This is a genomic window from Xanthomonas sp. D-99 (assembly GCF_017746145.1).
Taxonomy (GTDB): domain Bacteria; phylum Pseudomonadota; class Gammaproteobacteria; order Xanthomonadales; family Xanthomonadaceae; genus Xanthomonas; species Xanthomonas cissicola.
Genome location: NZ_JAGHWU010000001.1, coordinates 24,204 through 38,204 on the forward strand (window position 1 = coordinate 24,204; position 14,001 = coordinate 38,204).

The window sequence follows — 14,001 nt, forward strand, 5'->3', positions numbered from 1 at the left end:
GATGCACCAACGCGACGGCGCCCGAGGGCGCCGTCGTCGTTTGCGGCCTAGCCTGGATGTATGGCCCAAACCGCTCCCGACCTGCGCGCACTCCTGGTCCTGCTGCTGGCAGGCGGCCGCAGCCCGCCCCGCCGAAAATTGCTGACCTCGTACGGATCAGCGTCCGAAATGCTGGCAGCCGGGCCGGGAGCGTGGCGCGCAGCTGGATGCGACGAGGTGCAAGCTGCGCTGCTGCAGAACCCCGATCTACATGCGCTGGAGGCCGCGCTACGCTGGTGCGAACAGCCCGGCCACCACCTGATCGGCTGGCGCGATCCGGATTACCCGGCCCTGCTGCGGCATATCGCCAATCCGCCGATGGCCTTGTTCGTGGACGGCGACCCCAACATCCTCTGGCACCCAGGCGTGGCGGTGGTCGGCAGCCGCTCGGCCACTGCCGGCGGCCGCGATCATACCCGCGCATTCGCCTCCAGCCTGGCCTGCGCCGGGTTGGGCATCGTCAGCGGCATGGCCGCCGGCGTGGATGCGATCGCACACGAGGCTGCACTGGCCCAGCACGACGGCATCACCGTGGCCGTCGTCGGCACTGGCGTCGACGTCGCCTATCCCGAGCGGCACCTAGGCTTGCGCGATCGCATCACCGAACGCGGCGCAGTGGTCAGCGAATATCTGCCGGGCACTGCCCCGGTCGCGGCGCACTTTCCGGCCCGCAACCGGATCATTGCCGGGCTGGCGCTGGGGACGCTGGTGGTCGAAGCGGCGATGCGTTCGGGCGCACTGATTACCGCCCGGCTGGCGGCCGAAGCAGGCCGTGAGGTATTCGCCCTACCCGGCTCGCTGCACAATCCGCTCGCGCGCGGCTGCCATCACCTGATCCGGCAGGGCGCCACGCTGGCGCAGGAGCCCGCACAGGTCATCGAGGGACTGGGCCAGCTGTCTGGCCAATTGGCCAGCGCCTTGCGCGAGCGCCTGGCCGCCCCCACTGAGTTGCCCGGGAAGGCGACGACCAGCGCTGGCCCCGGTCCTGCCCGCTCCGATCCCGACTACCAGCGCTTGTGGCAAGCGTTGGGCCACGACCCAACCCCTATGGATTCATTGGTGCAGCGCACCGGATTGACGGCCGCCACGCTGTCCTCCATGCTGCTCATCATGGAACTGGAGGGAGACGTGGTCACCGAGCACGGTCGCTATACCCGCAATCCTTAGTTTCTTCACCTCCACAGCGTCGCGCGACGCAGGCCGAGGGCAATGAAAGAGAGCATTCTCGATGTACTGCTGTACCTGTTTGAACATTACTTCAGCGAAGACGCGGACCTGGTCCGTGACCGTGACTCGCTTCAAAATGGCCTGATCCAGGCCGGTTTCAGTCCCGCAGAAATCAGCAAGGCCTTCGATTGGCTGGACGCGCTTTCCGAGCAGCGGCCCAGCGTCGCGCGCCCGCACGTCGATGGGCCGGTGCGTATCTATCACGGGCCGGAGCTGGACAAGCTCGATGTCGACTGCCGCGGATTTCTGCTGTTCCTGGAGCAACACCGCATCCTCGACGCCGACCAGCGCGAGTTGGTGCTGGACCGCGCCATGGCGCTGGATCAGGACGAACTGGATCTGGACGACCTCAAGTGGGTGGTACTGATGGTGTTGTTCAACCAGCCCGGGGCGGAAGCGGCCTATGCCTGGATGGAAACCCAGATGTTCCTGGACGAGCCTGAACCCGTACACTGAGCGTTGAAGCCGCCACGGATGTGCGTGCAGGGGAACGGGGATGCGCAGTTGGTATTACGCCGATGGCCACCACCATCGGCATGGCCCGGTGGCCGACGATGCCTTGCTGGGCCTGTATCGCGATCGCGTGATCGCCCTGGATACGCTGGTCTGGCGCGAAGGCCTGGACCATTGGGTGCCGCTGTCGGCGTGCGCCGACACCCTGGGCCCGCCTGTTTCCACTGATGTGCGGGCGGGCGCGGTTCCACCGCCATTGCCGCCTGCCGCGGCGTACACCATGCCAGCCCATCCGTCCGTCGCGCCAGCGCAGCCGCGCAGCAATCGCCCCGGCTGGCCGCTGGTTGCATTGCTCGGTGCGGTAGTCGGTGTCTTCGTGATGGTAGGCGTCGTCGGCATCCTCGCTGCGATCGCATTCCCGGCCTATAACGATTACCTGAGCCGCGCCAAGGCCGCCGAGGCGGTCGGCGAGTTGGCGGCATTGAAGCCACAGATCACCGAATTTCTGGCCAGTGAAGGCCGCTGCCCGGTCAATGAAGACGCCGGGTTCAAGCCACCCGAGCAGTACGCGAGCGAGCGGCTGAGCAGCGTGCGCATCGGCCGTTTCGAGGGCAGCGAATGCGGCATCTAAGCCGTGCTCCATGCGCCCAAGTCGGCCAGAATCGACGGCAAGGCCGTGTGGCTGGAGCTGGATGCGGATGCCGGCAGCTGGCGGTGCAGTTCCGAAATCGACGACACCCAACTTCCACCGGATTGCCGCGGCTGACCGCCTGCTGCATGCCGATCGCGACACGCTAAGGGGACAACATGACGCAGTGGTACTACGCCGACGCACAGCGGCAGCGCCAGGGGCCGGTGGACACGGACACGCTTCGTGCGCGCCTGACGCAGGGCATCGTCGACCGTTCCAGCCTGGTCTGGCGCGAAGGTCTGGCGCAGTGGGTGGCACTGCACGAGGTCGAGGGCGAGCTAGGCTTCGGCGGCGCAGCGCCGGCCGCGGCACCGGACGCCAGCGGGCCGATGCCGGCGGATGCGACACGCCATGCACCACTGTCGGCAGCGTATCCCGGCGACAACCCGCCGGCCACAGCCTCGGCTTCGGCGCCCCTGCCGATCGACGACCACGCCGCTGAGACATCGCGCTGGCAGCCGGCAGTTGCCGGCGGCGGCATTGCCGGTGCGAGTGCCAGCACCGGCACCGGTGATGCCGGCGCGACTGACGATGCCGGTCACCACCCGGCAATCGACTCCCCACTACATCCGCCGCGCGATCCATCCCCGTTATCGGACCCGTCGGCATGGTCCACCACGCCTCTGGCGTCAGATCCAATCCCGACCACGACCTCGGACACGACGTCGCCACCGGGATTCCCCACGGCAACGGCAGCCACGCCACCTCCAGGGGCCTGGGATGCCCCGGCCCCCGCTGCCCCCGCCGCAGGCCTGGCGCTGCAGGATGCGCCAGTGGTCTACGCCGGTCTTTGGCGGCGCGTGGCCGCCAGCATTCTCGATAGCCTGATCACCACCTTTGCGGTGTACCTGATCGTGATTCCGCTGGTGTTCGTGGTGGCGCTCGTCACCACGCGCGGCGATTCGGGTTCGGCGCTGGACGACGGCAGTGCGCTCGGCATCGCCATCGTGGTGATGTCCTATGGCATCGGCCTGGCCATCCCGACGCTGTATTTCGCCTGGATGCAGTCCAGCCGGCATCAGGCCAGCCTGGGCAAGCTGGCCTGCGGCATCAAGCTGGTGCGTGCCGACAGCAACGGCGGCCGGGTCGGATTCTGGCGCAATGTGCTGCGCTATCTGGCCTACATGCTGATCAGCGTGCTGACCCTGGGCATCGGGGTGATCGTGGCGGCCTTCATGGCCGGCATGACCGAGCGCAAGCAGGCCCCGCACGACAAGGTCTGCGACACCCTGGTCGTGGACCGTTGGGCGTTCACCGAGCATCCGGAGCGGCAATCCAGAGGCCTGGATACCGTGTCCATCGTGGTTCTGGCCATTTACGGGCTGATCCTGGTGCTCTCGGTGGTGGTCGTGGCCTTCATGCTGGCGGCGATCGGAATGAGCCAACGCTAGCAGTTCACGGCGCTGGCCGCTTGACACGGCGACGCCCGCCGTGATCTTTCTAATAAGAGAACTGAACGCCCGGGAGTCCTTCCCGGGCGTTAACGCGTGGGAAACGGTCGATCCGCTTCCCTCGACCGGCCAATTAGGCCACGCTACCCGCCCCCCGGGCTCCGCCCCAAGAAGTTGCCACCATGCCCAAGCACCTGCTCATCGTCGAATCGCCCGCCAAGGCCAAGACGATCAATAAATACCTCGGCAAGGACTTCACCGTTCTGGCCTCGTATGGGCACGTGCGCGACCTGGTCCCCAAGGAAGGCGCGGTCGATACGGACAACGGCTTTGCGATGCGTTACGACCTGATCGAGAAGAACGAAAAGCACGTCGAAGCCATCGCGCGTGCCGCCAAGGGTGCCGACGACATCTTTCTGGCGACCGACCCGGACCGCGAGGGCGAGGCGATCAGCTGGCACATCGCCGAGATTCTGAAGGAGCGCGGCCTGCTCAAGGACAAGCCGATGCAGCGGGTGGTGTTCACCGAAATCACCCCGCGTGCGATCAAGGAGGCGATGGCCAAGCCACGCATGATCGCCGGCGACCTGGTGGATGCGCAGCAGGCGCGCCGCGCGCTCGATTACCTGGTCGGCTTCAACCTGTCGCCGGTGCTGTGGCGCAAGGTGCAGCGCGGCCTGTCCGCTGGCCGCGTGCAATCGCCGGCGCTGCGCATGATCGTCGAGCGCGAAGAAGAGATCGAAGCCTTCATCCCGCGCGAATACTGGTCCATCGATGCGCATTGCCGGCATCCCTCGCAGGCGTTCAGCGCGCGACTGATCAAGCTGGATGGGCAGAAGTTCGAGCAGTTCACCGTGACCGACGGCGACACCGCCGAGGCGGCGCGCCTGCGCATCCAGCAGGCCGCGCAAGGCGTGCTGCATGTCACCGACGTGGCCAGCAAGGAGCGCAAGCGCCGCCCTGCCCCGCCGTTCACGACCTCCACGCTGCAGCAGGAGGCCTCGCGCAAGCTCGGCTTCACCACCCGCAAGACCATGCAGGTGGCGCAGAAGTTGTACGAAGGCGTGGCACTCGGCGACGAAGGCTCGGTCGGTCTGATCAGCTACATGCGTACCGACTCGGTGAACCTGTCGCAGGACGCGCTGGCGGAAATCCGCGATGTGATCGCGCGGGACTTCGGCACCGCTTCGCTACCCGACCAGCCCAACGCCTACACCACCAAATCCAAGAACGCGCAGGAAGCCCACGAAGCGGTGCGCCCGACCTCCGCGCTGCGCACCCCGGCGCAGGTGGCGCGTTTCCTGTCCGAGGACGAGCGCCGCCTGTACGAGCTGATCTGGCGCCGCGCAGTGGCCTGCCAGATGATTCCGGCCACGCTCAATACCGTCAGCGTGGATCTGTCGGCCGGCAGCGAGCACGTGTTCCGCGCCAGCGGCACCACCGTGGTGGTCCCGGGCTTCCTGGCCGTGTACGAAGAAGGCAAGGACACCAAGAGCAGCGAGGACGAAGACGAAGGCCGCAAGCTGCCGCTGATGAAGGCCGGCGACAACGTTCCGCTGGACCGCATCGTCACCGACCAGCATTTCACCCAGCCGCCGCCGCGCTACACCGAAGCGGCGCTGGTCAAGGCGCTGGAGGAATACGGCATCGGCCGTCCCTCCACCTACGCCTCGATCATCCAGACCCTGCAGTTCCGCAAATACGTCGAGATGGAAGGTCGCAGCTTCCGTCCCACCGACGTGGGCCGTGCGGTGTCCAAGTTCCTGTCCGGGCATTTCACCCGCTATGTCGATTACGACTTCACCGCCAATCTGGAAGACGATCTGGACGCGGTCTCGCGCGGCGAAGCCGAGTGGATCCCGTTGATGGAGAAGTTCTGGGGCCCGTTCAAGGAATTGGTCGAAGATAAGAAGGACTCGCTGGACAAGACCGATGCCGGCAGCGTGCGCGTGCTCGGCACCGACCCGGTCAGCGGCAAGGAAGTAAGCGCACGCATCGGTCGCTTCGGCCCGATGGTGCAGATCGGCACGGTCGAAGACGAGGACAAGCCCACCTTCGCGTCGCTGCGTCCGGGCCAGAGCATCTATTCGATCTCCATCGAAGATGCGCTGGAGCTGTTCAAGATGCCGCGCGCGCTGGGCCAGGACAAGGACCAGGATGTCAGCGTGGGCATCGGCCGTTTCGGCCCGTTCGCGCGCCGCGGCAGCACCTATGCCTCGCTGAAGAAGGAAGACGACCCCTATACCATCGACCTGGCGCGCGCGGTCTTCCTGATCGAAGAGAAGGAAGAGATCGCACGCAACCGGGTGATCAAGGAATTCGACGGCAGCGACATCCAGGTGCTCAACGGACGCTTCGGCCCATACATCAGCGACGGCAAGCTCAATGGCAAGATCCCCAAGGACCGTGAGCCGGCGTCGTTGACGTTCGAAGAAGTGCAGCAGCTGCTCGCCGACACCGGCAAGCCGGTACGCAAGGGCTTTGGCGCCAAGAAGGCCACCCTGAAGAAGAATACGGTCAAGGATTCGGCACCGAAGAAGCCTGCCGTCAAGAAGACCGCGACCAAGACCGCGGCCAGCAAGACCGCTGTCAAGAAGGCCCCGGCCAAGAAGACGGCCACCAAGAAGGCCGCCAAGCGCGTGGTCAAGAAAACCGTGAGCAAGGCCGCAGGCTGAGAGGCGCAGCATGACCGACACAGTCGACCTGGGACGCGCCGTCGCCGCACTGACGCAGGGCGGCGTGATCGCCTACCCGACCGAAGCGGTGTGGGGACTGGGATGCGACCCACGCCAGCAAGCGGCCGTGATGCGGCTGCTGGAGATCAAGCGGCGCCCGGTGGAGAAGGGCGTGATCGTGGTGGCGTCGAGCGTGGACGTGCTGCGCGACTGGGTCGACATCGAGGCACTGGAGCCGGCACGCCGGCAGGACGTGCTCACCAGCTGGCCCGGCCCGCACACCTGGATCCTGCCGATCACCGACCGGGCGCCGCGCTGGGTCACCGGTGAGCATGACGGGCTGGCGGTACGCATCAGCGCGCATCCAGTGGTGGCGGCCCTGTGTGGGGCCTGGGGGGCGCCGCTGGTGTCCACCAGCGCCAACCTGGCCGGCGAGCCGCCAGCGCGCAGCCGCGCCGCCCTGGATCCGGCGTTGCTGGCGACGATCGACGGCGTGGTAGATGGCGAGACCGGCGCCCTGGCGCAGCCGACCCAGATCCGCGACGCACGCAGCGGGCAGATCCTGCGCGACTGAGTGCGGCCGAGAAACGACCGCGCAGCCATCAGGCGAGCGCGGCCGGTCCATCGGTTCATTTGTCCCATGCCGGATGTTCCGGGCGGTCGCCCTTGGCGGCCTACCTGGCGTCTGCCCGCCCCTTCGGCAGCAGGCCGCAGCCATCTGGCGCGTCGTCGCCTCGACCCTGCACACCATTCAGCCGCCCCCCTTTGCGGCCGCCGCACAGACGCGCACACTGCGGCCATGCGCACCGTCCTGACCGTCCTGACCGTTCTGCTGCTCGCCGCGTCGCTGCCTGCGTCGGCCGCCACCGCCGCGAGCAAACCCGACCCGAATGTGCGGGTCTACCGCTGCGTGAGCAGCACCGGCACCGTCGCCCTGCAGGATGCGCCCTGCAGCAACGGTCGCCAGCAGGTGCTGGATCTGCAACGGCCGCAAGACCCACCACCGCGTCCGGCCCGCGTAGAGCCGGCACCGGTCGCCGCAGCGCCCACGCATGAAGTCCGTATCGTCACCGTACAACCGCCACAGCCGATGTACGAGTGCACCACCGAAGACGGCAACCGCTACACCAGCGACAGCCCGGAAGGCAATCCGCGCTGGGTGCCGACCTGGGGCCCCGCCTATGTGGGCAATACCATTGCCCCCCCGGTCGGCGGCGGTGGCGGTATCCAGCGCCCCCCGATCTCGGTGAACCCGCGTCCGGCGATTTCGGTACAGGGCGGCTCCGGACGAGGGAGCATTCGCGGCAACGCAAACTTCGGCATAGAGAGCTACCAGGGCGGCTATCAGGGCGGTTACAACGGTGGCGGATACGGCGGCACGGTCGTCGTGCCTTACGGCAACGTGCAGATCCGCGACGCATGCCACGCCCTGCCCGCACAGGAAGTGTGCGCGCGGCTGGCCGACCGCCGTTGGGAGCTGATCCGCCGCTACAACAGCGCGCTGCAGAGCGAGCGCGAAGATCTCAGCCGCGAACAGCGCGGTATCGAGGCGCGCCAGCAACGCGACTGTGGCGGCGCATGAGGCGCTGGCCGCTGTTGGGCGCAATGACGCTCGGCATGATGACGCTCGGTTCGCTGGCCGGCGCGCAGGAAGTGGCCATCCACCGCTGTACCGATCCGGCTGGCGCACTGACGGTGCAGAACATGCCGTGCCCGAAGGGCATGCAACAACAGAAGAAGCTGATGACCACACCGGCGGCAGTGCCATTCGCGCCAGGCGGCGCGACCAATCCATCGCCTCCACATGCGATGCCAGCGGCGCAACCACGGGCTACCGCGCAGGCGGCTGCCTCGGCGCCCGCTGCGTCCGCCGCACCGCCAGCACCGACAGTCACCTCGACATCGACACTGCCACCACCGCCACTGTTCGAGTGCACCGCACACGACAACGGGCGTTACTTCACCGAAGACCGCGAGCCGGCCACGCGCTGCCTGCCGATGCAGACCACCAACCTGGCTGGCGGGCCGGCCACTGGTGGCGGCAGCGCCTGCGAGGTGGTCACCGACCGCTGCGCGCCGGTGCCGGACCAGAGTCTGTGCGAGGCCTGGCGCAAACGCGCCGAGCAGGCCGAATCCACCTGGCGCTTCTCCGATGAAGCGCAGTCGGCCGAACGCAGGCAACGCTATGAGCAGATGCGCCGGGTTCTCGACGAGAGCCGTTGCGCCAATCCGGCCGCCACGCCCTGAACACGCCTGTCGCGTCATTGAGCCAACAGGTCTTTGCGGCGGGCGAGCAATCGCCATTTGCTGAAAGAAAACGCGTGCAGAACCGGCGTATGCATGAACATGCCGGCTCTGCGTCCATGCGCATCCAATCGAAACCAGGTGGGTGTTTGTTGCCTGCGCTAGAACCCGTAGCGCAAGAAGCCGCCGTCCACCGCGATGCATTCGCCGGTGATGTAGCTGGCAGCCGGCAGGCACAAAAAACCCACCGCGGCAGCCACTTCTTCCGGTTCGCCAATGCGGCGCATCGGGGTGCGTTCGATCACCTGCTCGTAGTAATCCGGATCGGACAACGGCCCGGAGGTGCGGCGGGTGCGGATATACCACGGCGCCACCGCATTGACGCGGATGCCGTCTTCGGCCCACTCCACCGCCAGGTTGCGCGTCATCTGCTGCAACGCCGCCTTGGTCATGCCGTACGGCGCGCCGCTACGTACATGGGTGATGCCCGAGACGCTGCCGACGTTGACGATTGCCGATGCAGCATGTCGCGTCAGCAACGGATGCGCATAACGCGACAATTCAAACGCGGAAAACACGTTGGTTTCGAAGATGCCGCGCCACTGGTCTTCGGTGTAATCGATCGCGGCGCGGGTAATGTTGCCGCCGGCGTTGTTGATCAGCAGATGCAGGCCATCGGCATGGTCTTCCACCCAATCCAGGATGGCGCGGCGCTCTTCATCGTCGGAGACATCGGCGGCCAGCCCATGCAGCTCGCGCTCGGGAAATTCGTCGGCAAGCTCGTCGCGCGCCTGCGCCAGGGCATCGGCATCGCGTGCCACCATCAGCAGGTCGGCACCGAAGCCGAGCAGTTCGCGCGCGATGGCCAGGCCAATGCCGGCACTGGCGCCGGTGATGAGGGCGGTCTGTCCATCCAGCCGCCAACGGTGCGTTGTCACGTGGGTGATCCTCTTCAAAAGCGCAGGAAACGGCCGCTGCAACGCAGTTGACGCGCATGCGTGGCCCGGGCGTTAGAGCGTGTTATGCACGTTGAGGTGAGATGCGTTGGCCGCCAGCGGTGCGGAGCGGGTGCTGCGCGGCGCCGGCTTGGCGGTGCCAAGGCAAGCCGCGCGGCGCCCATTGCGTGCCGCTGGCGGCCAACCCGCCGGGAAGCGTCCTGTGGCGCTTCGCACTCACCTCAACGTACATAACACGCTCTAGGATAACGCCACCCCAGGCGAGGTCACGACGATGAAGATGCATTGGATGCTTGCGTTTGGTCTGGCGTTGTCGCTGGGCGCCTGTCAGCGGCCGCAGCCCGCGCCCACCGATCAGAAGCCCGACCCGCAAGCCACCGCCTTGCGCGACCACATCCAGCAACCGTTGAACAAGGCGCACGCGGTGCAGGCCGCAACCGACCAGGCGGCCGACGATCAGCGCAAGGCGATCGATGCCGCCACGCAGTAGCGGAACCTCGGCGACCGGTTGAAATCGCGCCCTGAAGCGCCTGCGTTCGTGTGGCGGGCTGCCGCCACAGGACGAGTTGGTGCACCAAGCAGCACGTGGGTGCAGAAGCGCACGTGGACCGCGCAACAATGTGCAAATACCTGTGCGAACGGCGGCCAAACCTGCACAGGCGTTCACCGCAATATGCGTCATAGCTAGTTGCTGATTGGCTGGTAGCTGGTAGCTTGAACGCTAGACGATTGAATCATGCGTCCTGCCATCTGCTTCGTTCGTGCGTTCAAAACGCCGCATCTCCCGACTGCAGACACAACAACGCCGGCACATGGCCGGCGTGTCGATGCCTCACTCGCTCACCGAGCGCAACGCCTCAGAACCCGCAGAAGCAGTAGGCCAGCGACTTGACCGGCGTGCCGCCTGCCTTGCTGTCGTGCACGGCACTTTCGACAAAGCGCAGTTGGCTGTCCACTTCCGGCAACGAGCGGGCCAGCAGCGCGCGCGCCATGCCCGAGTCGCTCAGCATCCAGGCACCCATGCGGCTGCCGGCAAACCCGCTCATGAACTGCGAGAACGGCGTGGCCGGCTTTTCCACATAGCGCACGCGGAACTTGCCTCGGCTCAGCTTGGCGCGGTCGGCCGCATCGGCCACCGCTTCGGACATGCCGCCGAACGCATCCACCAATCCACGCTCCTTGGCCTGCGCACCGCTCCATACACGGCCACGCGCAACCTTGTCGATCGCGTCCACCGACTGGTGACGCGCCTGCGCCACCTTGCCGGTGAAGTCGGCGTAGCCCTTGTTGATCACCGCCTGGATGACCTGGCCGGCAGCCGGATCCAGCGGACGGGTGATGTCGAACGCACCGGCGAACCGCGTGGTGGCCACGCCGTCGGTGTGCACGCCGATCTTGTCCAGCGCACGGGTCAGATTCGGCACCATGCCGAAGATGCCGATGGAGCCGCTGATGGTCGACGGGTCGGCGTAGATGCGATCGGCATTCATGCTGATCCAGTAACCGCCGGAAGCGGCCAGATCGCCCATCGACACCACCACCGGCTTGCCGGCCTGCTTGAGCGCAACCACTTCGCGGCGGATCTGCTCGGAGGCGAAGACTTCGCCACCGGGCGAATCCACGCGCAGCACCACCGCCTTCACGTCATCGTCGTCGCGCGCCTGGCGCAGCAGCGCCGCCGTGGACTCGCCACCGATGCGCCCGGCCGGCTGTTCGCCACCGCTGATCTCGCCTGCCGCCACGACCACCGCCACCTGCGGGCGACTGTCCATGGGCGAACGCTGCGCCTGCAGCTGGCTCAGATAATCGTTGAACCCGATATTGCGGAAACCACTGTCGGCATCGCTGTCGGCGACGCCGCGCTGGACCAGCAGCGCATCGACTTCTTCGCGCGTCTTGAGCCCGTCCACCAGCTTCTGTTGCAGCGCGAACTTGGCCAGGTCGCCACCGGCGGCGGCCACGCCTTCGGGCAGCGTGTCGATACCGGCAGCCAGTTGCGCCGGGCTCAGCTTGCGTGCGGTGCCCACGTCGGCCAGGTAGCGCCGCCACACATCGTTCATCCAGAACAGATCCGCTTCCTTGGCATCGGCCGAGGCCGCGTCCAGGATATACGGCTCGGCTGCAGACTTGTACTCGCCAACGCGGAACAGATGCACGTCCACGCCGAGCTTGTCCTGCAGGCCTTCGCGGAAGTACTGGCGATAGCGGCCAAGACCTTCCAGCAACACGCTGCCCATCGGATCCAGATACACCTCGTTGGCCTGTGCGGCGAGCAGGTACTGGCCCTGGCTCATGCTCTCGCTGAAGGCCACGATCTGCTTGCCGGAGGCGCGCAACTTCTGCAGTGCGGCGGCCACTTCGCGCTGGGAAGCGAATCCGGACGGTTGCAACTTGTCCAGGTTCAACAGCACGCGCTCGATCTTGCGGTCCTTGCCGGCCGCTTCGATCACGCGCACCAGGTCGCGCAGTTGCACTTCTTCGGCGCTCTTGTCGCCGACCGCCTTGGCCAGCGACCGGCTGACCGGGTCGGCACTGAATTGTTCGACCAGCGCGCCTTCCGGGTTGATCACCAGGGTGGTGCGCTCGGCCAGCGGCTTGGTGCCATCGCCACGCGCGAGCGCCACCATGAACACCAGCAGCAGCAAAAACAGGAAACCGAAGAACACCAGGTTGAAAATCAGGCGCCGGGTGAAATTCATCACATCCCACAGGCCGACGAAGAAGCTGGCGATGGGATTGCGACGCACGGGGTGATTCATGGAAAGCTCCGTCGAAAGACGCTGCATACAGATCGATGGTGCCCAGCATACCGGCTGCGCAGCGCGCGCGGGATGCGCTGGAAGTCAGGGTGTCACGGTGGCGGTCAGCCGCCGGCTGGTCTGGCGAAAGCGCAGCCCCATCAGGATCGACGCCACCGTCAGGCCCAGGATCAGGCCTACCCACATGCCCTTCGGTCCCCAGCCCAGCCCCAGGCCGAGCCCGGCGCCGATCGGCATGCCCACGCCCCAGTACGAAAACATCGCCAAGAACATCGGCACGCGGGTGTCCTTGAGCCCGCGCAGCGCGCCGGCCGACAGCACCTGGATGCCGTCGGGAAACTGGAACGTGGCGGCAAACAGCAGCAGCACCGAGGCCAGCGCGGCCACGGCCACGTCGTCGGTATAGACGCCGACGATGGCATCGTGGCCCAGCAGCAGCGCGCTGGCCGATAGCGCTTGCGTGCCCAGCACGATGGCATAGCCGGCCCAGGCTGCGCGCCGCATCGCCTGCGGCTCGCCGCGGCCCACTGCGTGGCCCACGCGCACGGTGGTGGCCTCGGCCACGCCCATCGGGATCATGAAACACAGCTGCGCGACGTTGATCGCAATCTGGTGCGCGGCCGCTTCGGTGGAGCCCAGCCGGCCGATCAACAGCGCAGTGACGATGAACAACCCGCCTTCCATCAACACGGTGATGCCGATCGGCAAGCCGGTGCGTAGCAACTCGCCGATGGCGCGCCAGCGCGGTCCTTCCAGGTGAGTGAACAATTGCAGATGCGCAAACCGTCGCGCGCGCCACAGATACAGCGCGAACACGCTCGCCTGCACCCACATGGTGATGGCCGAGGCCATGCCCAGCCCTTCGGCACCGTGCTCGGCGAAGCCGAACTTGCCATAAGTCAGCGCATAGCCCACCGGTGCCAGGACCAGCAAGCCGCCAAAGCCCAGCAGCATGGTCGGCAGCGTCCAGTGCATGCCCTCGCTGAGGTAGCGCATGCAGAAGTAGAACGTCAGTGCGGGCACCCCCCAGCGCACCGCGTGCAGGAACGCGGTGGCACCGGGCACGATATCCGGCGCAATCCCGAAGGTAGGCAGCAACGGCGGCACCACGCTCAGGAACACGAACATCAGCGCACTCAGCCCCAGCGACAGCCACAGCGCCTGCCGGAACAGCGGCCCGATCTCGCGCTCGCGGCCGGCGCCGAGCAATTGCGAGACCGATGCAGTCAACGAGATCAAGGTGCCGATCGGCACCAGCATCGGCAGCCACAGCAGCGAGGTGCCGATGGTGACTGCAGCCAGCGTGGCGGTGCCGTGGTGGCCGGCGATGACGTTGTCGACAAAACCGATCAGGCCGGTGGAAACGTGGCCGAGCACCAGCGGCAACGCAAGCAGGCCGGTGGTGCACACTTCCGAGGCGAAGCCTGGCGTCGCGGACGGGGGTGCAGAAGAAACAGACATGACAACCGATCGCTGCGCGGACTACGGCCGTGCCGGGAGGCGCTGGCACCGGGTCGCGCGGGCCGGCTATCTTACGCCTACTTTCCGACTGCGGCCTTGCCGCGC

General features: G+C 66.7%; 11 protein-coding genes and 1 pseudogene. 9 read left to right on the forward strand and 3 right to left on the reverse strand.

What is annotated here, in order from left to right; translation table 11 throughout:
- Positions 1–60: 60 nt before the first annotated feature.
- The 8 genes and pseudogenes from dprA to J7360_RS00175 all read left to right on the forward strand — a co-directional run bounded on the left by dprA (position 61) and on the right by J7360_RS00175 (position 8,723).
- Positions 61–1,206 (forward strand): DNA-processing protein DprA, encoded by a 1,146-nt coding sequence (dprA, locus tag J7360_RS00140; RefSeq protein ID WP_057658580.1) that lies wholly within the window; start codon positions 61–63, stop codon positions 1,204–1,206.
- A 42-nt stretch (positions 1,207–1,248) separates the two neighbouring features.
- Complete coding sequence (locus J7360_RS00145) at positions 1,249–1,722, forward strand: DUF494 family protein (protein WP_003484452.1); 474 nt, start codon at positions 1,249–1,251, stop codon at positions 1,720–1,722.
- A 40-nt stretch (positions 1,723–1,762) separates the two neighbouring features.
- Positions 1,763–2,485 (forward strand): annotated as a pseudogene (locus J7360_RS00150) (pilin).
- 41 nt (positions 2,486–2,526) lie between these two features.
- Positions 2,527–3,801, forward strand: coding sequence for an RDD family protein (locus J7360_RS00155; RefSeq protein WP_057658588.1), 1,275 nt, complete (start codon positions 2,527–2,529; stop codon positions 3,799–3,801).
- A gap of 182 nt (positions 3,802–3,983) precedes the next feature.
- Positions 3,984–6,476 carry a DNA topoisomerase I gene (locus J7360_RS00160; RefSeq protein WP_057658590.1) on the forward strand — a complete coding sequence of 831 codons (2,493 nt, stop codon included), beginning with the start codon at positions 3,984–3,986 and terminating at the stop codon, positions 6,474–6,476.
- A 10-nt stretch (positions 6,477–6,486) separates the two neighbouring features.
- Positions 6,487–7,050 carry a Sua5/YciO/YrdC/YwlC family protein gene (locus J7360_RS00165; RefSeq protein ID WP_057658592.1) on the forward strand — a complete coding sequence of 188 codons (564 nt, stop codon included), beginning with the start codon at positions 6,487–6,489 and terminating at the stop codon, positions 7,048–7,050.
- 225 nt (positions 7,051–7,275) lie between these two features.
- Positions 7,276–8,058 (forward strand): DUF4124 domain-containing protein, encoded by a 783-nt coding sequence (locus J7360_RS00170; RefSeq protein ID WP_209033011.1) that lies wholly within the window; start codon positions 7,276–7,278, stop codon positions 8,056–8,058.
- A gap of 23 nt (positions 8,059–8,081) precedes the next feature.
- Positions 8,082–8,723: a DUF4124 domain-containing protein gene (locus J7360_RS00175; RefSeq protein ID WP_209033036.1), complete on the forward strand. Its 642-nt coding sequence runs from the start codon at positions 8,082–8,084 to the stop codon at positions 8,721–8,723.
- 158 nt (positions 8,724–8,881) lie between these two features.
- On the opposite strand, the gene J7360_RS00180 is transcribed toward J7360_RS00175, so the two are convergent.
- Positions 8,882–9,658, reverse strand: a complete 777-nt coding sequence (locus tag J7360_RS00180; RefSeq protein WP_007964202.1) for an SDR family oxidoreductase — start codon at positions 9,656–9,658, stop codon at positions 8,882–8,884.
- A gap of 292 nt (positions 9,659–9,950) precedes the next feature.
- Between J7360_RS00180 and J7360_RS00185 the strand changes: the two genes are divergently transcribed.
- A complete protein-coding gene (locus tag J7360_RS00185) occupies positions 9,951–10,166 on the forward strand; it encodes a hypothetical protein (RefSeq protein ID WP_042805117.1) in 216 nt (71 codons plus the stop codon).
- A 367-nt stretch (positions 10,167–10,533) separates the two neighbouring features.
- On the opposite strand, the gene sppA is transcribed toward J7360_RS00185, so the two are convergent.
- Positions 10,534–12,435, reverse strand: coding sequence for a signal peptide peptidase SppA (gene sppA / locus J7360_RS00190; RefSeq protein WP_007969564.1), 1,902 nt, complete (start codon positions 12,433–12,435; stop codon positions 10,534–10,536).
- Between the two features lie 84 nt (positions 12,436–12,519).
- On the reverse strand, positions 12,520–13,896 hold the full coding sequence (locus J7360_RS00195; RefSeq protein ID WP_057658598.1) for an MATE family efflux transporter: 1,377 nt from the start codon (positions 13,894–13,896) through the stop codon (positions 12,520–12,522).
- Positions 13,897–14,001: the final 105 nt, after the last annotated feature.